Consider the following 23,460-nt stretch of genomic DNA (forward strand, 5'->3'; position numbering starts at 1 on the left):
AACTCCAGGCATCTAAACCTGGAGTTTTTCTATTATTAAGTTTATTTATTTGAAGGTCAAAAATAAGAATCCAAAACAGCGTTTATCTAAAATTATTTATTTGGGTCTGGAACGGCACAGCTTCCATCCGCACAACCTGCCGCTTCCGGATTATCAGTTGAAAGATTTTGCAAGACTGGTGCCGCAGACTCTTCTTGCCAAACTTGATGAAGCGCGCCAACAAAGGTTTGCGTTGGCTGTGCACCTGAAATCGCATATTTTGAATTAATAACAAAATAAGGCACACCGCTAATCCCATATTGCTGTGCCACGGACTCATCAATTCGGACATCATTTGCATACTCACCTTGATTTTGAAGTAAAATCAACGCTTCTTGGTGATCAAGCCCTGCCTCTGCTGCAATATCAGCCAATGTTTCAAGGTCACCGATGTCCCGAGACTCCGTAAAGTAAGCAAAAAGCAGTTTTTCAGTTACTACAGCTTCCTTGCCATGGGATTTAGCAAATTTAGCCAAACGATGTGCGTCAAAAGTATTTGTCGGCTTCATCGTATCAAAATGGAAGGTCAAACCGACGCTTGCTGCCTGCTGACCGACATTTTGATTTGCCTTTTTCGCTTGTTCAAGACTCATCCCATACTTCGCAGCAAGGACCTCGTGAATATTTTTCCCTATATTTTTGGGCGAATTGGGGTCAAGCTCAAAGCTTTTAAACTCCACCTCTATCTGATCTCTCTGAGGAAATTGAGCCAGTGCTTCCTCTAGACGGCGCTTCCCTATATAACAAAATGGACAAACAAAATCTGACCATACTTCAATTTTCATGTGAACACCTCGTTTTTCTCAATTACCTCTATACTACCATAAAGAGCTTGAAACCTAATTCATGTTGCTCAATGGGATTCCAAGCAAATTAAAACCGGGATCCCACTTAATGCGGAATCCCGGTTCAAAGGTTCTTATTTCGCTTTATCTACAAAGTCATTCGTGTAGGTTTGGCTAAGATCGACATTTTTCACATCAGGTTTAAAGGCGGAAAGAATCTTTTGTACATTTTCCGGTACACCTGCTGGCATTTTTCCGTCCGTTGTAAACATCGGAAGCTGGCCCTTAAGTGCTTGAATATAAAGAGCTTTATCCCCTGCATAATATTCTTCAGGCATTTTATCGGCAATTTCTTCTGGTGTATGAGTGCTCATCCACTTTAAGGTTCTTACATAAGCATTTGCCAATTTTTGGACAACCTCAGGATTCTTTTTCACAAAATCCTGATTCATATAAAGACTTGTAGCAGCATATCTTCCGCCTAATGCTTTTTCCGTGCCTTCTTTAGAGTTCATATCCACAAAGGTGAAGGCCAAATTTTTATTTTTTAGTAAGGATGCTGTTGGTTCACTGGTTACAGCCGCGTCAATCCGATTATTTTGCATCGCTGCAATCAATGTCTGTCCTGCACCAACCGGCAATGGTTTATAATCGCTTTCCTTATTTCCGCCTTTTACAACGTTATAGCTTGCGAGCATATTTGTCGAGGATCCCAATCCGGTTACCCCTATCGTTAGCCCTTTCAAATCAGCTAATGTTTTCACTTTATTCTTTAATCGATTGGACACCATCAGCTGCTCGCCAGGAACGTCGGCCATTGTGACAACTGCTTCAACCTTTTTCCCTTTTGTCTGTAAATCAAGGGTATGATCATAAAATCCTCCTGCTCCATCCACCTGTCCCGCTAAAAGGGCCAGCTCTGCATCCTGCCCGGCACTCTCCTCAACAAGGGTTACAGTAACTCCGGCATCCTTGTAATAGCCCAGCTTATCGGCCAGCATATAAGGCAAGTAAATAATTTTCTCCAGTCCGCCAACCATGATCGATACCCTTGGCGATCCAGATGCCGTTGTACCGCCGGTGTCATTTGCTTTTCCTGATACTGAAGTCGACGAATTGGAGGAACAGCCCGATAACACCATGGCTGCAATCGCTACTCCGGAAACTCCTGCACTCAATCTTTTCACTGTTTTGTTCATATATTTTCCCCCTTATTTTTATTGACGGATATGCCGCCATGCAATAAACCGTTTCTCGAGCTTTGTGACTCCCCAATCCGCAATCAGCGCGGTAATGGACAAAATAACCATACCAGCAAAAACTCCTGTCGTATCAAAAGCACCTTGAGCCTGGGCGATTAAGTACCCAAGTCCTTCCGTGGCGCCGATAAATTCCCCTACCACAGCCCCAATCAAGGCAAAACCAAAGCTCGAATGCAAACTGGATAAAATCCATGTAAGTGCGGAGGGAATGATAACATGACGTGCTAATTGTCGCTTGCTTGCCCCCAACAGTCGTGCATTGTTTACAAGATTGCGATCCACTTCCCGTACACCTTGAAAGGCATTAAAGAACACAATGAAAAATGTTAGCACTAAACCGGAAGCAACCTTGGAAGACATGCCAAGTCCAAACCATAATATAAAAATCGGCACGAGTACTACCCGCGGAATGGCATTGATCATTTTTATATAGGGACCCAGGATAACTGACAGCAGTTCATTGACCCCTAAGGCATAACCGAAAATAATTCCCGCAACCCCTCCCAAAATAAAAGAAAGAATTGTTTCCTCAAAGGTAACCAAAAATTGTTTATAAAGTGGACCAGCCGTTGTTCCGTTGACCACCCATGCCCAAATATGCTTCACGATATCAAATGGACTTGAGAAAAAGAACGTATCAATTAGCTTTTGGCTGGATAAATACTGCCAGACTCCCATAATGACGATAAACACGGAGAGCTGAAGACTTAAATTGCGAATACGCAGCTTTAACGCTTTCCTTCGCATCTCTTCTCTTCTTGAAACCACTTCAACATTAGCTGGACTTGGAATGGAGTTTGGTTGCGTTTTCATAACTGATCATCACCTCGTCTTTCAAATCTTCCCAAATTTGTTTATGAATTCTCATAAATGCAGGGTCAAAACTAATTTCTGCAACATTTCGAGGCCTTGGCAAGTCAATCCGGTAATCCCCCTTGATCGTTGCCCCAGGTCCTGCAGTTAGAACAATAACCCGGTCACTCAAAGCGATGGCTTCTTCCAAATCGTGAGTGATAAAAAAGACGGAAGCAGAAGTCTCTTCCCAGATCCGCAGCAATTCATTTTCCATTAAATGTCTTGTGTGCACATCAAGCGCTGAAAACGACTCGTCCATTAATAGAATTTCCGGCTGGACAATTAAGCTTTGAGCTAATGCTACCCGTTTCCTCATACCGCCAGAAAGCTGTGACGGATAATGCCCTTCAAACCCTTTTAATCCAACTCGTGCAATCCATTTTCGCGCTTCATCATAAGCTTCTTTTTTATTCATTCCTCTTAAGCGAAGACCTAAAGAAACATTATCAATGACCGTTTTCCAAGGAAAAGCATTTTCGGTTTGGAATACACAGGCCGCACGGGGATTAATTCCTGCCAATTTTTCGCCTGAAATAATAACTTCCCCTTCTGAAGGTGGTTCAAAGCCTGCAATTAAACTTAAGGTCGTTGATTTCCCACAGCCGGTTGGTCCAACAATTGAAACAAATTCTCCTTTGTTTATTTTCAAATTAATATTGCGTAAAACGGTATGAACTTCTCCAGAGGGTTTTATAAATTCTTTCGTCACTCCTCTTAACTCCATCATGGCTGGCTTCGGATGTGTCATAGCCTGGTACACCTTTTTCTCCACAGCACCCACTTGATTCCCCCATTTCTTTATTTTGATAACGTTTACAAATTTGATTATAGAAAATTCCAAACATTATGAAAATATTTACTCGATATGTTTCATAAAAACAATAAAATCAATTTAAACGATTTTCCCAACGGCAAAAAAACTATTTTAATATAGACGCTTCTCTGGGTTTTATCTTAGAATAAGAGGAGGAATATTTTTCTGAAAATTTCCAAAACAATATATATTAACTCTTTTAGCCGTCAAGGATGTGTGATAAAAATGAAAAGTAAACAATCTCCTATGAAGCTTCGTACAAAAATTAATGGCCTGATTTTATTAAATCTCCTTTTTGTCCTTGTCCTGTTTATTGGAACATTGTCGTTTATTATGGTACACAGGGAATACGATGAAATGGGGACAAATGCTTTGGCCGCTGCAAAAACGGTAGCGGGACTACCAGAAGTTATTCAAGCCTTTAAAGATCCTGATCCCTCTTCGAAGATCCAGCCGATCGCAGAAAGTATTCGTATGAAAATGGGTGCCCAGTTTATTGTGGTTGCAAACATGAACTTAATTCGATACAGTCATCCGGATTCCACAAAAATTGGCAAGCATATGGTTGGTGATGATGACAAAAGCGTTCTCCTTGGTCATGGCAGTATTACCCAAGCGAAGGGGACTCTCGGCCTCTCCATTCGTGGAAAATATCCTATATTTGACGGTCAGCACCATCAAATCGGTATCGTATCTGTCGGCTTCCTCATGCAGAACATCTGGAAAAAACTCACATCATTAATTATCGAAATTATCAGCATTGGGGCAGTTGCTTTAATTGTCGGGTTAATTGGTGCGTTTCTCCTCTCTGGTCATATAAAAAAGCAAATTTTAAACCTTGAGCCGCACGAAATAGCTTTTCTTAGCCAGCAGCAGGCAGCGATTCTTGAATCTATTCGAGAGGGAATCATTGCGGTCGATACGAGGGGAATGATTACTACCTTTAATAGGGAGGCAAAAAGTATATTACCAGAGGAATTTGGTGAACCAATTGGGAAAGCTATTTACTCCATTCTTCCCACTTCAAGGCTCATAGAGGTCATTAATGATGGAACAGCACATTATGATCAGCCTATGATTGTCGGTAATTCATTAGTTGTAGTGAATCGAATACCCGTAAAACTTAATGGAGAAGTAATAGGAGCAGTGGCCAGTTTTCGGGACAAGCTGCATCTTGACCAGTTGGACCAAAGATTGGCTGATATTGGCCAGTACGTCGATACGCTAAGGAGTCAGCGCCATGAATTTATGAACAAACTTCATTTAATTTCTGGCTTGATTCAGATGAAGGAATATGAAATGGTTAAAGATGTTATTGAGGAGGTCCATTGCGAGCAGCAAAATGTCCTTAACTTTTTCCTTACAAAGGTTCGCGACCCTGCTGTTGTAGGTGTTTTAATTGGGAAAATGCATCGGGCTAAAGAGCTTGGTGTTCAGCTTTCCATAACTGATCATTCCAGTGTCTCTGAGCTTTGTGCCCACCGTGAAACGGTACTTACCATCCTTGGAAATGCGATTGAAAATGCAATGGAGGCTATTAAAACGATGAAAAGAGAGGAAAATACGGCTGCCATTATGGTACATATTAAAGAGGAAACAGATCAAATTTCTATTGAAGTGAGTGATAATGGCCCGGGAATTGCTCCTGAACTGGGCGATCAAATTTTTGAAGATGGCGGGACGACTAAAGGTGTTGGCCGTGGTTTTGGTCTTGCTCTTGTTGCCCGTTTGGTTTCAAGATTGGGAGGAAGGATCTTCATGCATTCTTCTTCTGAAGGGGCGACATTACAGGTTAGTTTACCAAGGATGGAGGGTTAATAGATGAGTAGTAAATTATTGCGCGTCCTCGTTGTGGATGATGATTTTATGATTGCAAAACTGCACGGGAAATTTATAGCTTCACAAAAAGGCTATCAATTAGCAGGTACCGCCCATAACTATGAAGAAGCTTTGACAATGCTGGAACAGGTGAAACCAGATTTGCTTCTTTTGGACGTGTATCTTCCGGATAACTCCGGGATTGAATTATTAAGAACCATTCGTTTACAAAATAAACGCTGCGATGTGATTTTAATTACGGCTGCTAAAGAGCTTGAGATTGTCGAGGAGGGCTTTCGATTTGGCATTATTGACTACCTGATCAAACCCTTTGACCTGAACCAGCTGCAGAACGCACTATTAAAATATGCCATATTCAAAACCAGACTTTCTGCTTCTAGCCAACTCGATCAAGACACGGTCAATGATTTGAAAAAACTGAGAATCTCAGAGTCTACTTCTCTACCGCTCAATCAAAAAGGAATCGATTTGCGGACCTTAGAGAAAATAAAGAAAGTTCTCAACCAATCCGAGGGTCCGTTAAGTGCCGATCAAATTGCCAAATTGGCCGGAATAAGCCTTTCAACAACTCGTACCTATCTAACCTATCTTGTTGACGAACAGGAATTGATTGAAGAACAGCAATACGGGACAGTCGGGAGGCCCCTAAGGTTATATAGAATGGCAAACTAAAAATTTTTTAAAAATTCCAAATAGTGTTACCGAGGTTATGTTCTAAAGATATTTCCTATACATATCCATTATTAGACTTAAATTTAGGGGGAATATCTTGATGACGCTTTCCTTGGCCCATTTGAGAGACCAAGAGGTAATTCAGCTTACACAAGAAAATATGGTTGATATTATGAGAAAATGGAGTAACTATACTGACGCCTTTCAAGTCATCGAGGATGACGAATGCTTTCGAGTTACATCCTCATTCCCACATCCATTGTTTAACAACGTCCTAAAAACTAATGTGGAATATAATTGTAAGGGGTTTGTAAAATCCATACGAAAAGAATACAAAAAAAGAAGGACCCCTTTCCTATGGCGGCTATGGGATCATGACAAACCAAAAGACATCGAGACACTATTAATGAAAAATGGCGGGCAGAAATTTCAAAGCACCACCCTGATGGCCATTGATCTCGACGAATTCGAACCATTCTCTGAGCGCCTTCCGGAGCTTACAGTTCAAACATTAAAAAATGATTTTGATGCGAGCCAGATTGCAGAATGTACGTGCACCACATTTGGAATTCCTGATGAAATAAAGGTGCCTGTCACCAAAATAATAGCGAAGCAGGGCCAAAATATTGTGAATTATATCGGTTATATCGGTGATAAAGCCGTAGGGGCGGCAACAGTATTTTATAATAATGGGATTGCGGGGATTTACAATGTCGCAACATTACCTAAATTCCAAGGGAAAGGAATTGGAATGGAAATAATGACTAGCCTGCTTTTAGATGTAAAACAGGATGGCTACCAAACGGTTATTCTCCATGCGACACCTGCAGGTATACGACTATATGAAAAGCTGGGTTTTCAAGCTTACGGTGAAATGAAACAGTATTTCTTCGAATAAACGATCGAAAAAAAGCATCGGCCATCAAAACAAACCGATGCTTTTTCTTATGATTCATTGATCTTTTAATCCTTGCTTACCCATCTTCCCGTTTATATTCATGTTGAAAAAGCTCAAAGTAAAATAAATCCATCCCTCTCCAAATGATGTCTTTAGTGTGTTTCATCCCCAATTTTTCTAAAACATGTTGGGATGCCTTATTATCTGGTTTAGTTAATCCAATTAGCTTCTCACAGCCTAACTGTTCAAAAGCAAATTTTACAGAGGCTTGAGCACCTTCTGTAGCAAATCCTTGTCCCCACCCTTCTTCTCCAAGGGCATATAAAACTTCCACTTCATTAAAATCCTGGATAAGGTTTAACCCCATATGACCCAAGAGTGTTCCATCTTTTGTCGTTAACGCCCAAGCCCCAAATCCATTTCTATCCCATTGATCCATAAAGAATTTTATCATGGATGCAGATTCTTCATAACTGTATGCATCGCGCTTTGGAAGCCACTTACCAACATCTTTTTGGCCCAGAATAGCGGAATATCGATCAAGATCATTCACCGGGTCAAACATTCTTAAAATTAGTCTTTCGGTTAATAACGGTTTTATTTGGTTAAATGTCACAGCTCTTCTTCCTTTCTAAGAGCAATTAATATTTTGCAATTAAATGGTTAAATACATTTCATACTGTGCAAGGGTACCTTTCGTAAAGCCCTTCTTCTTGAAAAATCCTTCTAGTAAACTATTATTAGGGAATCCTGTCGACATTTTAGATAATTGAAGATTTTTATAAGCAGATTGTAACAATAGTGTTCCAATCCCCTTCCCCCGAACATCCTTATCAACCATTAAAAAGCTGATGTTCCCATTGGAATTAATGGAGATGGTTCCCACTAATTTACCGTTTTGAAATGCTCCGTAATAAGTATTATTTGTCAGTTTTTCGAGAAATTCGATATCATTCTGCCAATTAATGTGATAGGTCCATTTCTGAATGCTATTTCTGAAATCATTAAAGGCAATTTCCTTAATATCAATTTCGATATTTGATTGATACTCTTTAAGAAGAGATAAATCCCCATTAGAAAAATAAACAATATCATAAATCTTTTCATACCCCAGCTTTTTATAAAAGTTGATGGCTCGATCATTGCCTACAATCACTTCAAGAAATAGCTGCTGACAGCCTTGTTTAACTGCCTCTTCCTTATGCAATTCAAAAAGCCTTTGGCTGACTCCAGTACCTCTAAAATTAGGGCTAATCGCTAATGTTCCACATCTCATAGTTTTTATGGTTTCATAATTTTTAATCCCGCCGAGAATAACACCTACTGGTACATCCTCATAAAAGGCGATAAAGGAGTGTTCTTTCCCATTCCCTTCAGGACCAAAAAAACGGCTAATAAAATCCTCTTTAGTAAACTCAAATTTAACGATATAATCTGAAAATCCATCTTGAAATGCTTGATGGATGAATTTCTCCTCTACTTCGGAGCCTCTTTGATATTGAATTTTACTTCCGTCAACAATCCCTCTTACTTTTTCATTTGTTGTCTCCATTCATAAAACCTCCCTTTGATAGTTCCAAATCCGAATATTGCTGGAAATAGGTTGTTTTTTTAACAGAAAGATAGAAAGAAATAAAAACAATCATCCCGATCATGCCACCATGAAACAACCAAACTAAATGCGGCATTTCAATCCATTTCAACAAAATTGTTGCAGCCACAAACCCAAAGGTAAACCCTAGTCCTCTTAGCAGGTTGGCAACACCAAATATTCGCCCGCGGATGTCATTTTCCGTTTGCTGAACAATGGTAGAAAAATATGTACTGCTCCCTGCGTCAAACATTCCAGTGAAAAATGAAAAGATGAAGATGACCACTATTATCTTATTAGATAATAAAAGAATAAATCCTGCCGATGCCATTAAAGAGAATCCTAAATAAATAAAGTGAAAATTCCGTTTTAACCAACTCAATTTTGGAATCAGCCATGTTGATAATACACTTCCTAAACCCCAAAATCCCCAAATCATTCCCTGATAAAAGGCTAAGTGGTCCGGAGATATTTCTTCAGCCAAAAGAGGAATTCCGACATTTTGTGAGCTGGCTGCAAAGGTTTGGAATAAAAACACGATAAAAATGAACAGGAGCAATCTATTTCTGGATAAAGAGCCCATGACCTCCTTAACATCGATCATCAAAAGTTTCCACGTTGGGATCCCGTTTCCTGTTGCAGCATTTTCCCATTTATAATAAACCAAAACAAAGGCCGAAAGAGAAAAGGAAAACGAATCAAGAAGGATCATTACCCGGTAATTCACTATATTTGAGAGACACGCTGAGGCTAAAAAACCAACGACCATACTTATTGCACTCAATCTTGAAATGAAAGCATTTATTTCAAGAATTCTTTCATCACCAAAAATTTGGGGGATTTCCGCGCTAAAGCTTACCTGAAAAAAGGTGCCAAAAGCCCCCAATGCAAAAGCAACGACAATAAACATGATTGGGGAAGGCGATAGGCAGAGAATGAGGACAGAAATACCTCTGACAATATCACTGTTTATCATTAACCGGCGCCGGTTATAACGATCCGCGAGGACTCCTGAAAATAAACTGGAGATAACCCCGCCCAATACTCTCGAAGCTAATACAGCGGCTAACCATGTTGCGCTTTTGGTTAAGGAAAATATGACGGCATTCATAACCATCATTTCCATCATATTTCCTACTTCAGAGAGCGCTTTCGTGTATAAGAAATAATATTTTTTCCCCATTCTCCCATTCCCCTTGCTCGCGATTGGTTTTTTATTATCTACAATAAAACAACCTCGACTCCTTGCTAACGAATTAATTTACTGCCTTTGAGAGGTCCGGTTTAAAAAGATTATTTTCCTCATAAACCTTACCCAGTTCATCAGCACCTTTCGCAAAAGTTGCATTGGCAGCGTCAAGCATTGGTGCAGACTTTTTTAACTCCTCTGCTTTTGCTGAATAGGAATTAGCAATATCCTTAAGCGCAGATTCCAATTGATCCTTTTGTCCGTTTAATGCGGACGGAATTTTAATTTGAGTAATTTGGATAGAGACATCAGCAGCAGAGGCGCTTGCTTCTGTCATCATTTGTTTTGTTGGTTTGTCGCTTGCTTCGTACGTATTCAGCGCCGCATCCTTTTCATTAATTTGTTTCGTAATTTCCGTGTAGAAATCTACCAATGGACGCTTTAAGTCCGTTGGAGCTGCTGCCTTTACCACTTTTTTTTCACTGTTACTCTGATTGGTTGTTGAACAAGCTGTAAGACTTAACGTCATGACTAATGCAGGAAGTAAGACCATATTCTTTTTCATTTATATACCCCCAATTTTATTTATTTAAATAAAACTGACTATACAGTTTATATAAATCATTATAGTCTCCGTTTTCAAAAATGTATAGTAATAATTTTTAAAAAATTTCAATTAAAAAAAGCCAGTTTTCTACGCAACTGACTTCTATCATGATCATTAGACTAAAATATAATTCATGACCATCTCTTCTGTTACTTTAAAGTGCTCTTTGTAGGCATAATCTTCCCAAAGTACGGTATAGTGCAGACAAATCCCATCGATAAAGGACCAACACAGGCTTGCCACGATTTCTACCTGCACATCAGGTTTAAATTCTCCACTTTTTTTCCCTTGTTCAATAATTTCAGATAGAAAAGCACGGAATTGTTGTTTATACCGAGTATTCATAAGTTCACGCAAATGATCCTGCATGGATGAATTAATCCAAAACTCCAATTGGACACGGACAAAACTTCGCCATTCTTCTGTTAATGATGCCTCCTGATAAATTCGAAAAAATTCTCTTAACTTATCTTTTGCTGAAGGAATATGCTGAAATTGATTATTGAGTTGCTCAAGACTCCTTTTACTACGTTCGTCCATTAAAGATATGTACAGTTCTTCCTTACTTTTAAAATAGTTGTAGATTAGACCCTTACTCATATTTGAATAGGAAACGATATCATCCATCGTCGTTAAATGATATCCTTTTTCACCAAAGCATTTCATTGCACTTTCCATAATACTAACTCTTCTTCGTTCTTTATATTCTTCTGAAACCTTAGGCATAGAAAATACTCCTTCTCTGTGAAAATGACTAAACTGACTATTTAGTTTAGCAAATTTTCCTTTGTTCTTCAATATGTTCTCCATAGATGAAACAAGTAAAAAAGGGGCGCCGTAGGTCCCCCCTTTTAAACTAACAGTCAACCTTTTGTAAAACCTCACTTATCTTTCGATTATGAATGACCAAGTCTGCCATATCATCCAATTGGGTAGGCTCCATATTGATGATGACTAATTTTGCTCCTGCCTCTTTGGCTTCCATGGGAAAAAAGTTTGCTGGTGATACAGTTAATGATGACCCTAAAACGATAAATAAATCTGCCTTTGTCGATCCAGAGACTGCCTGAATGAGGGTCTCTTCTGATAAACGTTCCCCAAACAGGACAACAGAAGGACGTATGAATCCTCCACATTCACACATAACGCTATCTTCCAAAAAGCGATTGATTGGATAATCTTCCCCACAATCTGTACAATGACATGAACGAAGGGAACCGTGAAGCTCCGTTACCTTTTGATTTCCTGCTTCATGATGGAATCCATCAACATTTTGCGTGATAATGGCATGGACCAATCCTTCTTTTTCCCATTTTGCCAGGATATCATGCCCTGAATTGGGCTGGCAGTGACGAAAATTTTCAATACGGTCACGATAAAACTCAATAAACTCATAGCGGTTGTCATCCATCGCCGTTACACTTGCAAGCTCCAAAGGATTTCGATTTCCCCATAATCCGGATGTTCTTGAGCGGAAATCTGGCAAACCGCTTTCGGTTGACATACCCGCTCCCGTAAACACAACAGTATTGGTTGATTCCTTCAACCACTGCCTTAATGCTTGAAGTTCATTTCCCACTTTTGCCCACCGCCTTTGGTCATTTTAGCTTTCTTAACAATTGATATGATATGAATAATATATTTCTTTAAAGCTTTTTTTAGAATCTGTCTCCAGCTATGAGAAAAGCTCGCTTTAAAGCGCTATCCCCTTAGACACAAAAAAGGTTGACCATCTTTAGTCAACCTTTGATTCGTGCTTAGCTATGGATTGTTTTTGTATACGGCCAAACCAAATGCAATATGCCCCCAAAGTATTTCCTTTACTTTTTCTTCTTGAAGATCATCACAATGGATGATGATGACAATTTCTGTTTTGGAGTCCTCCAATTTCTTTTGATGTTTTTTACTTTTGTTGTATACATAACGAATTAAAAATCCAGTTATGAAACCTGCGATGAGCCCAATTAATGCCCATAAAATTGGCCCCCACCTCAATACAAAACCATATATTCCGCCTAGAAGCATAAAGAGCATACCAAAAATGGCAGCCAAATCTACATAGCTTTCCCCATTAGCAGCATATATGGAATCAAAGATTTTGGTTTTATCATTCCGCTTATCAAGTGGCAGAACTAGAATCCTCTGATTCTCAAGCCCGATATTTTCAAGATCAGCAATCGCCATTTCGATATTTTTCGAATGTTGAAAGGCAGCAACAACATACATTTCAATTTCTCCCTGCTTAATTGGGCATGATAAAGTCCTTGTTCTGATATTCTTTTTTAAAATAGCTTGCTTGTTCTCTTTCAAAAATTTTATTATATTCCACAGTTTGAACATAGGAATCAAAAATAGCAAATAAATATAGAGAAGGCAAGTACAGCAGCCATTGTGGATTCAGCACTTTTTTGGAAGAAGCAAAATCACCAATCATTGTAAGATGGATAGCAGGCAATAATTTAGAAAAATATACAATGACAATAAACCAGGTAACGAATATGAAAACCGACAGCAACCGGTTAATATAGAGATAGCCAACTCCAGGAGTAAAAAATGACCAAATAAAAGCAATATTCGGGTTTCGCTTCTCCAGCTTATTCAGTTCGAAAGTATTAATATTTTTTGAAATGACTGGATAGCCCCGTTTATAGCTTAAATAATAATCCTTTTTATATAAATTGGTCCTGGTATAGCTGTCCCAAATTCCATACACGTACATGGGAATATAAATTAAAAACAATTTCGTGTTGAGCGCATGTTTTGCCTGTTCAAAGTCACCAAGCATCGAATAAAGAATCGCTCTATTAATACCTGCGGCCTGATTGATAAAAAATTCCCAAATAACTAATCCATATCCAATGAAATATTTACACATCAAGATTTGCCCTAAACCCGGAAATGCCGCAGACCAAAAGGCATTTACCCATGGATTTCGAACATGTAAGTAATTGATTGAAATAGGAGAAATATAGGCAGCCACGTCACGAATTTGTCTTTTTTCCACTCATATGTTCCTCCAAGTTGGTGTTAATATTACAACAGTTTTTCTAGTTTTTACAAAATCCTCCATGGCTATTCTAAATTGCGCATTCTTCCTTCCTCTAATTATTGATTGGCCAGGACCTCAACAATTCGATCCTCAATTTTCTTCCCTTTCGCCTCATCGAGCATATTATTTAACAGAATTGAAAAAACCAGCTTATTACCACTATTTGTTTGAATGTAGCCTGATAATGAGGTCACGGAACGAATCGTTCCGGTCTTCGCCCATACCTTACCTTTTGTCAGCGGACTCTTCATTCGATTCCGCAAGGTCCCGCCAACCATCCGGTCACTTATTCCAGCGACAGGAAGAGCATGCAAATAGGCTGCAAACCAGTTCTTTTCTTGAGCCGCATATAAAAGCTGTGAAATTTGTTTCGCCGGAATTAAATTGACTTGCGATATTCCGGAGCCATCTTTTAGGAGCATCGTTTTCGGGTTAACCCCCAGCTTTGGCAGTTCCTGATTGATGACTTCCAGACCTTTGTCCCAGCTTCCTTCGCCTTTTATGACCCGGCCCATTTCCTTTGTTAAAACTTCGGCATGACCATTGTTGCTATGCTTCATAAACGGAATCAAAAGATTTGCAAGTGTCATCGAATGATGGATGATTAATGTTTTAGCTGATTTAGGAGTCTTACCGGTTCTCATTTGACCGCTTATTTTAATTCCATGATTCAAGAGCGATTGTTTAAACAATTTTAGTGCATAACGGGTCGGGTCCCAAACCCCAATCCATTCTCTTTCACTTTTGGCCTTCAATGGAATCATTCCGCTGATCGTTATCGTATTATTTCCATGCTCCCGCTCGATCTTAATTTTTCTTTTTTCATCAGTGGAACCTGTAACCGCATGATTGACAATTTTTACAAATCCGGTATTCGGGGTGATAGTTACAGTTGGTTTACTCCCTTTTTGGCTGCCTGGCTTAACCTGAACAATAATGGTCCCCACATCGTAATCCTTATCCGGTGAAACCGTTAATGCAGAAATTTGTGCGCCATAATACGTCGTTTCATCGGTCCACGATAAATCGGTCGAGTATCGGACATGATCATACCAAGAATCGTCCGCAACGAGATTACCCCTAATTTTATTAATTCCGCTCATTTTCAGATTATCAGCAAAATGGTCAAAATCTGAAAGTAACAATGTCGGATCTCCATTACCCTTTAAGTAGAGACTCCCATTCAAGGTCTTCCGCTTTATTGTCCCATTTGCAAGTACTTCTGTCTTAAAGCGATAATTTTCACCCAAAACATTTAGGGCAACAGCAGCCGTTAATAGTTTCATATTAGAAGCAACCCGCATGCGGGTCTCCCCTAAATGATCATAAAGAATGGTACCGGTTGAAGCAGAGCGAACATTGATTCCGGCAATGGCTCCTTGTAAATACGGTTCTGCGGTTAAGAGGTGATCCAGCTTCGCTGAAAGTGTTCCATCATTTGCCAAAACATGATTTGGCACTGCCACAGCAAACAAAACAAAAAATATTAATAAATTGGTCTTTATCTTATTCATCAATCTACACCCTGCCTTCTCTTTTAAGACAATCTCATTTACCATAAAATCTTGAAAATTTTACATTCCTCTTTGAACACACTTGAATGAGTTTTAGCCTTAACGTAGAATTTGGATGACAGAGAGATAAAAATTAATTAAAGAGGAGAAATTATGGCAAAGAAAACCTTATATTCAGTTTTACTCGTTTTATTAATAGCTTTTTGGTCATACAATCATTTTACTCAGCCACTATCAACAAGTACTCAAACCCAAAAATATGAAAAAGTAATCTACTTACCCTCTGATCGTTATCCCGAAACCGCTCAACATATTAAAGAGGCAGAAAGTGCAGGCGAATCAAGAATATGTACAATTGACCGGAAGGATGTTAAAGAACACAGAAAAGAGTCATTACAAGGGATTGAAACAAAAGCCGGTTACGATCGGGATGAGTTTCCAATGGCCATGTGTGCTGAAGGAGGAAAAGGTGCCAATGTAAAATTAGTCCATTCATCTGACAATAGGGGTGCAGGTGCATGGGTCAGCCATCAATTAAGCGGTTTGCCTGATGGAACTAAAGTTTTGATTCAAGTGCAATAGTAAGCTGTACACATACCATTCTAATAAATATTTATCGTACATAAGATTGGTCTTTACAGGCAGCCGGCGGCTGCCTGTTTTTGTATTATGATAAAATTAAAATCCATTCCATTCATCATCTCTATACCGCCGATACTTTGCCCGATGACAAGAGTCACAAATCGGAAAGGCATGATCCCAGGCGAGCGGCCTCCCGCAATTTTTGCATTTTTTCACAAATTTTTTGATATCCGTTTTTAAGCGTTCTTGGACCCGGTCACTGATTTCCTCCCGAAGACGCTCCCAATAGATCGCTTCAGTCCTCTCTCCCAGCCGGTATAAAAACAAAAGATGGAGACCAATTGCCTTATAGGTTAATTCAAGTTCTTCGAGATTACGGTCCTTCAAGACCGGCTCCGGAAGCTCTCTTCCATCGATAATGGCAAACATCGTCTCTTCCCATTGTTTTATCAGCAAGGATTCATTTTTAGAAAAAGGCAGATGCAAAAATCCATAAAGGTCCATTAGGGGCAGTCGCGCCTCAATTTCAGTCCCGGCAATGAGCTCATACAACGACCGTTCTTCTGCAAGAGTAGCTTTTTTCGTTCCTTTTGGACTTTCAAATTTCTCCCAAAGCTCAAAAAAGGTACCAAGGTCACGGTAATAGCGTTGGAAGCGTTCGAATACCGAATTCGTCGGGGCGATTGCGAACGTATGCACAGGCTCATCCTCCTGCTGTAACAACCGTCGCATTATTTTAATATCCCCTGTGAACGCGACTTTTCCAATATCATAAATTCCTTTTCTGCCGGCACGGCCGGCAATTTGTTTGACTTCCTGTGAAGTTAACAGACGCCTTCTGGTTCCGTCGAATTTTTCATTTTCTAAAAAGACAATCCGTCTGATTGGCAGGTTTAAACCCATGCCGATAGCATCAGTTGCGACAATTACCTTAGTTTTCCCATCATTAAATTGCTGAATTTGTTTTTTTCGTGTTTCAGGCGGCATGCTGCCATAGATCACGCTAACTTTATGTCCATCATTTTGCAGCCTGGATGCGGTTTCTAACACTCGTCGTCTCGAAAAACAAATCAGGGCATCGCCTTTTTTCACATGTTTAATCTGGAATTCCTTTGTTTCCACTTCTAATGGGGTGTCGCGGCTGTACTCGTGAATTTCAATATCGGAATCCCCTAAAAGCTCTAGCACCATTTCTTTTGCATTTCTGCTGCCAATGATATGAACCTCTCTTGCATTCGCTTTCGTAATGGCTTTATACCAAGAGAAACCGCGGTCCTTATCTGTCAGCATTTGGGATTCGTCAATGACAACAACATCATAAAACTCTTTTTCATGGAACATTTCAACCGTGCAGGAGATATGTTTGGCTCCTGTGACGATTTTCTCCTCTTCCCCTGTTTTTAAAGAACAAGGTGTGTTTTCGCCGTTTAATTTATCGAAAACCTCGAGTGCCAATAAACGTAATGGTGCCAAATATTGACCGCTTGCTGCGCTTTTCATTTTCTCTAAAGCATGATGAGTCTTTCCGGTATTGGTTTCTCCGATATGAAGAACATAGTGAATATGCCTTTCAATGGAAGGACGGTATTCTTGGCCGAAGATATCCTCCATCATCCGCTCTTCTTGCGCTATTTTACGTTGCCTCTCTGCTTCCTCTTCTGCTTGTTTTCGTTCTCGATCCTCTAAATCCTTTGCCAAAATTTGTTGGTGGGTCTTCACATCAAATGGTATTTCTGCCAGCTTTAATAAATCCGAAACATATTCCTCCTGAATATCTTCTAAAAAGTATTCCTCTACCTCAGATAGGATCGGAACAATACTAGCTTTTACAAAAGAGACAGGGATATCTTGATGAAACGTTTCTCTATATGAATCCGACACTTCACTCGGAAGCTGCTCTAACACTTTTCTCGGAAGAAATTCGCTTAGATAATCTGAAATCAACCCTTCATAGACAAAAAAATAGGTCTGATACTCGAAGTGGCTTCGTCCCCAGTGAATAGTTTTATGGATGTCACCTGTCAGTTCTTCAAAAAATGTAGCAACAGTGGTATAGGCATCAGGATTAAAATGACCTTGATTAACTAATTTTTCTTCCAATGCAAGAGGATCAACCGATTGAAATTTCACATTGTTTTGCAGATCTGATTCCAATTGATTGGCCACAAATTGGCGGATATATATATAAAAGATTTGGTAGTTCTTTTCGATAAAATCAGCAGCGAACACCTCTAATTTCATTCGAATCCTTTGTTTTTGTTCCTCCAGTTGTTTCTGCTCTTCTCGTTTTTGATAATTTAATTTCGCTTTTTCATAGCGTTCTTTCCATTTTTCATCCTCATCTTTTATGGATTCGTTTACCCAGCTCATAACATCAAAAGGCTGAAAAGAACGCATTTCATCTCGAAATAATTTATTGATTAATTTCCGATCGACTCCTTGGACCACATACCCTTTTTCACTTAGATACTGCTTTTTTTCATTTTTCGGAACATCGTTTGTCGATTTATTTAACCATACATTAATCCAAATTTGTTCAAGGTAATGGCCGCGTTCCGCCAGATACTGTTCAAACGGAGGAAGTGACTCTTTCATTTCAAAATAATGATCGATATCTTCGTATACTTTCATTTTTGTATGTTCAACCGCTTGAGGATAAATGATTGTTAATTTACTCATGACACTTTCTCCTCTATAATTTGACATCTGATTTCCTTTTTCCAGAATTTTATGTATAATGGAATCATAATGACGCGTATAGTAAAAAAGACCGAGCATTGACTTAAAATGCACTCGGTCAATGCAATAGTCGGTTCCCATTGGGATTCGGGCATTAAAGGTACTTATAATCCACCACTAAGGCTAGCCGGCTCAAGGGTGGATTATTTTTTTTGGTTAAATGACAGCACGGCAATTATCAGACTAGCAAATGAAACTGCTAACATCAATGCTTGAAAAACTGTCAAACAGCATCACCCCCTTTCCTGGGAGATGTGCCGCCACCCTTGAGAGTTCCTATTCTATTGCATTTTCAATTATAGCATTATTTACCACTTCGAACAAGTGTTCCCTTAAATATTATGCTGATTACAATAGTGATCCACTAATTCTTCAATTTGATCAAACTCAGGAAACTTTCCTGAAAACTGAAATTTTATCTCTTCAATAAAATGATCCTGATTATATACATGGATTGCCCCATTTTGCTGAATTACACTAAATTCCGGAATAAAACGGTACCCGCTGCGTTCGATAGCCCCCATATGGATCCCCTTTTCATTGGTTTTTTTTAGTATTTGCATTATTTTGGGGTTGATTCACCGCTTCATTTTTGGTGAAAATAGGAAAGATGGACAAAACTATTAATTTTTCGTACAAAACATCCAGAATCATGTTTAAAACCTAAAAAGAAGTGTACAAAACTTAAAAAGGGAAAGACGCGCACCCCCCAGGCACGCGTCTTCCTACTAGATTATGCTGTTGTATACATTTCGTTCTTACAATTTTCATGACGAATAGTTGCTTGTGCCGCAGCCAAACGTGCGAGCGGCACGCGGTACGGAGAACAGCTGACATAATCCAAGCCCGTACGATAGCAGAAATCAATCGAGCTCTTTTCGCCTCCATGCTCGCCGCAAATTCCTGTTTTTAAAGAAGGCTTCGTGCTGCGACCAAGTTTCACACCTGTTTCGACAAGCTTACCAACGCCATCCTGATCGAGAACAGCAAACGGATTTTCCGGTAATACCTTATTTTCTATATAGGCCTGCAAAAACTTTCCTTCCGCATCATCACGGCTGTAGCCGAAAGTTGTTTGTGTAAGGTCATTGGTACCGAATGAGAAGAAATCAGCTTCTTCGGCAATTTGGTCTGCAGTCAGCGCCGCACGCGGAATTTCTATCATCGTTCCAATTGTATACTCGAATTGTTTGCCTGTTTCCTCTTGGACACGAACAGCGGCCTCCACTACTAATTGGCGCATTTGCTTCAACTCATTTACATGCCCAACAAGCGGAATCATGATTTCAGGCTGCACTTCCATCCCTTTCTCAGCTAACTTTGCCGCTGCGTAGAAAATTGCTTTTGCCTGCATTTCATAGATTTCCGGATAAATCATACCAAGACGGCAGCCGCGGTGGCCCAACATCGGGTTAAACTCATCTAACTGACGAACCTTTTTCAGTAAAAGTTCTTTTTCCTTTAGCTCCGCTGAATCGGGATCTAAAATTTGCAGCTTCGTTACTTCTACTAAAAGTTCTTCTTTGTCTGGTAAAAATTCATGTAACGGCGGGTCCAGTAAACGGATCGTAACCGGAAATCCTTGCATGGCTTCAAATATTCCTACAAAATCTCCCTGCTGCATTGGTAAAAGCAGGTCAAGAGCTTCCATTCTCTCATGATAGTTTTCCGCTAAAATCATTTTTTGGACAATAGGAATCCGCTTTAAATCCATGAACATATGTTCCGTACGGCACAGCCCAATGCCCCCGGCACCAAATTCAAACGACTTTCTTGCATCTTCTGGATTATCCGCATTTGCACGAACACCTATTTTTCGTTCTTGGTCAGCCCAAGCCAGCAATAATTGGAATTCATCGGATAGCTCAGGGTCAATCATAGGGATTTCACCTAACATGATTTCACCGGTAGAACCATCGATGGTAATGACATCACCATAATGAACAATCGTTTCACCGACTGTAAATTGCTTTGTTTTTAGATCAATCTTTAAAGATTCACAGCCACAAATACAAGCTTTACCCATCCCTCTTGCCACTACTGCAGCATGGCTGGTCATTCCGCCGCGGCTGGTTAAGATCGCTTGAGAAGCCACGATGCCGTGGATATCATCCGGAGTTGTTTCAGGACGAACAAGGATGACTTTTTTGCCGTCATTTCCTAATTGCTCGGCTTCATCAGCATCAAAGACGACATGACCTGTCGCAGCCCCAGGTGAGGCAGGCAAGCCTTTTGCCAATAGCGTACGTGGATGTTTATCATCAATTCGGCGATGCAGCAATTGATTTAATTGATCTGGATCGACGCGAAGAAGCGCTGTCTTTTTATCTATTATTCCTTCTTCGACCATCTCGACGGCAATGCGAATCGCCGCTTGCGCTGTCCGTTTTCCGTTACGAGTTTGAAGGATAAAAAGCGTGCCTCGTTCAACCGTAAATTCAATATCTTGCATTTCTTGGTAATGCTGCTCGAGACGTTTACATGTATCCGTAAATTGCTGAAAGACTGCTGGCATCTCATCTTTTAAGGTTAAAATTGGCTGTGGTGTACGAATTCCGGCTACTACATCTTCTCCCTGGGCATTGATCAAGTATTCCCCATAAAGAATATGTTCCCCTGTTGATGGATTTCGTGTAAAGGCAACCCCTGTACCGGAGTCATTCCCCATATTTCCAAAGACCATGCTTTGAATATTAACGGCTGTTCCCAAATGGTCAGGAATCTTATTTAAGCGGCGATAAACAATCGCCCGTTGATTATTCCATGAATCAAATACCGCATTAATGGCCAAGAACAGCTGAACTTTTGGATCTTGTGGAAAATCCTTTCTTGTATGCTTTTTCACAATAGCCTTATATCCTGCGATAACCTCCTGCCAATCTTCAGCGGCCATTTCCGGGTCAGAAGTATAACCTTTTTGCTCACGGATTTCTTCTAATAATTGTTCAAAGAAATACGTATCAATATCCAGGACGACATTGCTGAACATTTGAATGAAACGGCGATAGGAGTCATATGCAAAGCGAGGATTATTGGTCAGGTTTGCCAGTCCAATAACCGTTTCGTCATTCATCCCAAGGTTTAATATCGTGTCCATCATTCCCGGCATTGAAAAAACAGAACCCGAACGAACGGATACAAGTAAAGGATTTGCTGGGTCTCCCAGTTTTTTGCCCATTTTTTCTTCTAAGGAAGACAGAGCTTCTAATGCTTGTTGTTCTACTAAAGTCGGAATTGTTTTACCAGATTCATAGTAAGCATTGCATGCTTTTGTTGAAATGGTGAAACCATATGGTACAGGCAAGCCAATTCGCGTCATTTCAGCAAGATTGGCACCTTTTCCGCCAAGCAAATCTCTCATTTCTCCATTGCCCTCATGAAACAAATATACATATTTTCCCACGATTAAAAGCTCCTCTCTTTTTTCAAGACATCCAATATTACCCCTGCTGTTTCTTCTATTGCTTTATTAGAAACATCAATAATCGGGCAGCCAACGCGCTTCATTATTTTTTCAGCGTGATCCAACTCATCTAGTATCCGCTCAAAGCTTGCGTAATTAGCTTGTGAAGCAAGTCCTAATGCTTTTAAGCGTTCCTTGCGAATTTCATTTAATTTATCTGGAGAAATAATCAAACCAATACAATTTTTCCGCGGTATTTTAAATAATTCATCCGGCGGCGATACCTCGGGAACTAACGGGACATTAGCCACTTTAAAGCGTTTATGTGCCAAATACATCGATAGTGGTGTCTTGGAGGTGCGGGATACTCCGATTAATACAATATCTGCTTTTGTAATCCCCCTAGGGTCTCGGCCATCGTCATATTTTACGGCAAATTCTATCGCTTCGATTTTTCGGAAATATTCTTCGTCCAATTTTCTCATCATCCCTGGCTGATGATGCGGCTCTTTGTTAAATTTGGTAGTAAAGGCGTTCATTAACGGACTTAACAAATCCACCGCATGAATTCCTTCCTCCATTGCCCGCCGGTCTAAATATTCTTTTAATGCAGGTACAACAATGGTATAAGCAATAATCGACTGTCCCCTTTTCGCCAGCAGAATTACGTCCTCAATATCCTCAAAATCATCAACATAGGAATTGCGGCGAATTTCTACATTTCCCCCATTAAATTGTGTTGCTACTGCTTTCACAACGAACTCCGCTGTTTCCCCAACTGAGTCCGATACAACGTAGACCACTTCTCTTTGGTTCAAAATTGCTGCCACTCTCCTCAACCTAATTTTTGATCCATCATTTCTAGATATGCACGTGTAATGGTCGTCTTCGTAATCCGGCCAACCAATAAATATGTATTCATGTCTTGACCATCAACCTTTACAACAGGCAAGGAGTCAATATGATTACTAATCATTTTTTTGGCAGCTTCTAACAATGTCTCATCAGGATTAATCGTAATAATATTTGGCATCCGAGTCATTATTACACTCACTGGCAATCCATGAAGGTCTTTGTTGCCAATGGCCGTTCTCAGCAAGTCCTTTCTCGAAATGACCCCAGCTAAATGTCCGTCATGGTCCACTGCATAAAGCGTCCCAACATCCTCCAAAAAAAGCTGAACAATTGCGTCATATACGGAAGTGGATTTTTCAACTACAATGGGATGGGCTTTAAAGTCGCTCACTTTTTGGTGTAAAAATTTTTCCGCTTGCTGCTTTATTTCTATTTCATGATTGTAAAAATAACCAACTCGCGGCCGAGCATCCAAATTCCCCGACATCGTAAGGATCGCTAAATCCGGTCTTAATGCTGCCCTTGTTAACGAAAGCTTTTCAGCAATTTGTTTCCCTGTGATCGGGCCGTTTGTCTTAACAATTTGGAGGATCTCATCTTGACGTTTCGTTAGTTTAATCTCCTTCACCCCCCTTGATAATATGTTATATTCATGAATGCTTATTTAAATGTGTTATACTTATTTGTATATAGTATATTACATTTAACAAAAATACGAAACAATTATTTATACATTTTTTCACACAAAAAAGAGACCCTTTATTTTT

Annotated in this window: 23 protein-coding genes; 4 read left to right on the top strand and 19 right to left on the bottom strand. The window is 39.8% G+C overall.

The window, feature by feature from the left end:
* Window positions 1-92 precede the first annotated feature (92 nt).
* The 4 genes from ACZ5XR_RS17270 to ACZ5XR_RS17285 all read right to left on the bottom strand — a co-directional run bounded on the left by ACZ5XR_RS17270 (window position 93) and on the right by ACZ5XR_RS17285 (window position 3,689).
* Window positions 93-824: a DsbA family oxidoreductase gene (locus tag ACZ5XR_RS17270; RefSeq protein ID WP_464497559.1), complete on the bottom strand. Its 732-nt coding sequence runs from the start codon at window positions 822-824 to the stop codon at window positions 93-95.
* 134 nt (window positions 825-958) lie between these two features.
* Window positions 959-2,023: an ABC transporter substrate-binding protein gene (locus ACZ5XR_RS17275; protein WP_464497561.1), complete on the bottom strand. Its 1,065-nt coding sequence runs from the start codon at window positions 2,021-2,023 to the stop codon at window positions 959-961.
* Between the two features lie 18 nt (window positions 2,024-2,041).
* Window positions 2,042-2,899, bottom strand: a complete 858-nt coding sequence (locus tag ACZ5XR_RS17280; RefSeq protein WP_464497562.1) for an ABC transporter permease — start codon at window positions 2,897-2,899, stop codon at window positions 2,042-2,044.
* Window positions 2,862-3,689 (bottom strand): ABC transporter ATP-binding protein, encoded by an 828-nt coding sequence (locus ACZ5XR_RS17285; RefSeq protein WP_464497563.1) that lies wholly within the window; start codon window positions 3,687-3,689, stop codon window positions 2,862-2,864. The genes ACZ5XR_RS17280 and ACZ5XR_RS17285 overlap by 38 nt, the downstream gene beginning before the upstream one ends.
* A gap of 291 nt (window positions 3,690-3,980) precedes the next feature.
* Here ACZ5XR_RS17285 and ACZ5XR_RS17290 point away from each other — a divergent pair, with 291 nt between their 5' ends.
* The 3 genes from ACZ5XR_RS17290 to ACZ5XR_RS17300 all read left to right on the top strand — a co-directional run bounded on the left by ACZ5XR_RS17290 (window position 3,981) and on the right by ACZ5XR_RS17300 (window position 7,164).
* Entirely contained in the window at window positions 3,981-5,573 is a 1,593-nt protein-coding gene (locus ACZ5XR_RS17290) for an ATP-binding protein (protein ID WP_464497564.1), read from the top strand.
* A 3-nt stretch (window positions 5,574-5,576) separates the two neighbouring features.
* Entirely contained in the window at window positions 5,577-6,266 is a 690-nt protein-coding gene (locus ACZ5XR_RS17295) for a response regulator (protein ID WP_464497565.1), read from the top strand.
* Between the two features lie 100 nt (window positions 6,267-6,366).
* The gene (locus ACZ5XR_RS17300; protein ID WP_464497566.1) at window positions 6,367-7,164 is read left to right on the top strand and encodes a GNAT family N-acetyltransferase; all 798 of its coding nucleotides are present in this window, start codon (window positions 6,367-6,369) and stop codon (window positions 7,162-7,164) included.
* A 76-nt stretch (window positions 7,165-7,240) separates the two neighbouring features.
* On the opposite strand, the gene ACZ5XR_RS17305 is transcribed toward ACZ5XR_RS17300, so the two are convergent.
* From ACZ5XR_RS17305 to dacB, 9 genes are all read right to left on the bottom strand, one after another.
* Window positions 7,241-7,780, bottom strand: coding sequence for a GNAT family N-acetyltransferase (locus ACZ5XR_RS17305; protein ID WP_464497567.1), 540 nt, complete (start codon window positions 7,778-7,780; stop codon window positions 7,241-7,243).
* Between the two features lie 39 nt (window positions 7,781-7,819).
* The gene (locus tag ACZ5XR_RS17310) at window positions 7,820-8,716 is read right to left on the bottom strand and encodes a GNAT family N-acetyltransferase (protein ID WP_464497568.1); all 897 of its coding nucleotides are present in this window, start codon (window positions 8,714-8,716) and stop codon (window positions 7,820-7,822) included.
* On the bottom strand, window positions 8,700-9,938 hold the full coding sequence (locus tag ACZ5XR_RS17315) for an MFS transporter (protein ID WP_464497569.1): 1,239 nt from the start codon (window positions 9,936-9,938) through the stop codon (window positions 8,700-8,702). Before ACZ5XR_RS17315 ends, ACZ5XR_RS17310 begins: the two co-directional genes overlap by 17 nt.
* Before the next feature lie 73 nt (window positions 9,939-10,011).
* A complete protein-coding gene (locus ACZ5XR_RS17320; RefSeq protein ID WP_464497571.1) occupies window positions 10,012-10,509 on the bottom strand; it encodes a hypothetical protein in 498 nt (165 codons plus the stop codon).
* A gap of 156 nt (window positions 10,510-10,665) precedes the next feature.
* Entirely contained in the window at window positions 10,666-11,277 is a 612-nt protein-coding gene (locus ACZ5XR_RS17325) for a TetR/AcrR family transcriptional regulator (RefSeq protein WP_464497572.1), read from the bottom strand.
* 130 nt (window positions 11,278-11,407) lie between these two features.
* Complete coding sequence (locus ACZ5XR_RS17330; protein ID WP_464497573.1) at window positions 11,408-12,130, bottom strand: NAD-dependent protein deacylase; 723 nt, start codon at window positions 12,128-12,130, stop codon at window positions 11,408-11,410.
* A 182-nt stretch (window positions 12,131-12,312) separates the two neighbouring features.
* A complete protein-coding gene (locus tag ACZ5XR_RS17335; protein ID WP_464497575.1) occupies window positions 12,313-12,777 on the bottom strand; it encodes a hypothetical protein in 465 nt (154 codons plus the stop codon).
* A gap of 16 nt (window positions 12,778-12,793) precedes the next feature.
* A complete protein-coding gene (locus ACZ5XR_RS17340) occupies window positions 12,794-13,555 on the bottom strand; it encodes a hypothetical protein (protein WP_464497576.1) in 762 nt (253 codons plus the stop codon).
* A gap of 101 nt (window positions 13,556-13,656) precedes the next feature.
* Window positions 13,657-15,117, bottom strand: a complete 1,461-nt coding sequence (dacB, locus tag ACZ5XR_RS17345; RefSeq protein WP_464497577.1) for a D-alanyl-D-alanine carboxypeptidase/D-alanyl-D-alanine endopeptidase — start codon at window positions 15,115-15,117, stop codon at window positions 13,657-13,659.
* Window positions 15,118-15,267: 150 nt separating this feature from the next.
* On the opposite strand from dacB, the gene ACZ5XR_RS17350 reads away from it, so the two are divergent.
* Window positions 15,268-15,696 (top strand): NucA/NucB deoxyribonuclease domain-containing protein, encoded by a 429-nt coding sequence (locus tag ACZ5XR_RS17350; protein WP_464497578.1) that lies wholly within the window; start codon window positions 15,268-15,270, stop codon window positions 15,694-15,696.
* A 96-nt stretch (window positions 15,697-15,792) separates the two neighbouring features.
* Here ACZ5XR_RS17350 and ACZ5XR_RS17355 read toward each other — a convergent pair whose 3' ends face one another.
* The 6 genes from ACZ5XR_RS17355 to ACZ5XR_RS17380 form a co-directional block, all read right to left on the bottom strand.
* On the bottom strand, window positions 15,793-18,375 hold the full coding sequence (locus ACZ5XR_RS17355) for a DEAD/DEAH box helicase (protein ID WP_464497579.1): 2,583 nt from the start codon (window positions 18,373-18,375) through the stop codon (window positions 15,793-15,795).
* A gap of 203 nt (window positions 18,376-18,578) precedes the next feature.
* Window positions 18,579-18,662 (bottom strand): putative holin-like toxin, encoded by an 84-nt coding sequence (locus ACZ5XR_RS17360; protein ID WP_464502349.1) that lies wholly within the window; start codon window positions 18,660-18,662, stop codon window positions 18,579-18,581.
* A gap of 105 nt (window positions 18,663-18,767) precedes the next feature.
* Entirely contained in the window at window positions 18,768-18,959 is a 192-nt protein-coding gene (locus ACZ5XR_RS17365; protein ID WP_464497580.1) for a YbxH family protein, read from the bottom strand.
* Window positions 18,960-19,168: 209 nt separating this feature from the next.
* A complete protein-coding gene (gene ppdK / locus ACZ5XR_RS17370; protein WP_464497582.1) occupies window positions 19,169-21,838 on the bottom strand; it encodes a pyruvate, phosphate dikinase in 2,670 nt (889 codons plus the stop codon).
* Between the two features lie 2 nt (window positions 21,839-21,840).
* Window positions 21,841-22,656 (bottom strand): pyruvate, water dikinase regulatory protein, encoded by an 816-nt coding sequence (locus tag ACZ5XR_RS17375; RefSeq protein ID WP_464502350.1) that lies wholly within the window; start codon window positions 22,654-22,656, stop codon window positions 21,841-21,843.
* A gap of 17 nt (window positions 22,657-22,673) precedes the next feature.
* Entirely contained in the window at window positions 22,674-23,321 is a 648-nt protein-coding gene (locus ACZ5XR_RS17380) for a helix-turn-helix transcriptional regulator (protein WP_464497583.1), read from the bottom strand.
* Window positions 23,322-23,460 lie beyond the last annotated feature (139 nt).

It is taken from the genome of Neobacillus sp. Fa239, from assembly GCF_055395235.1.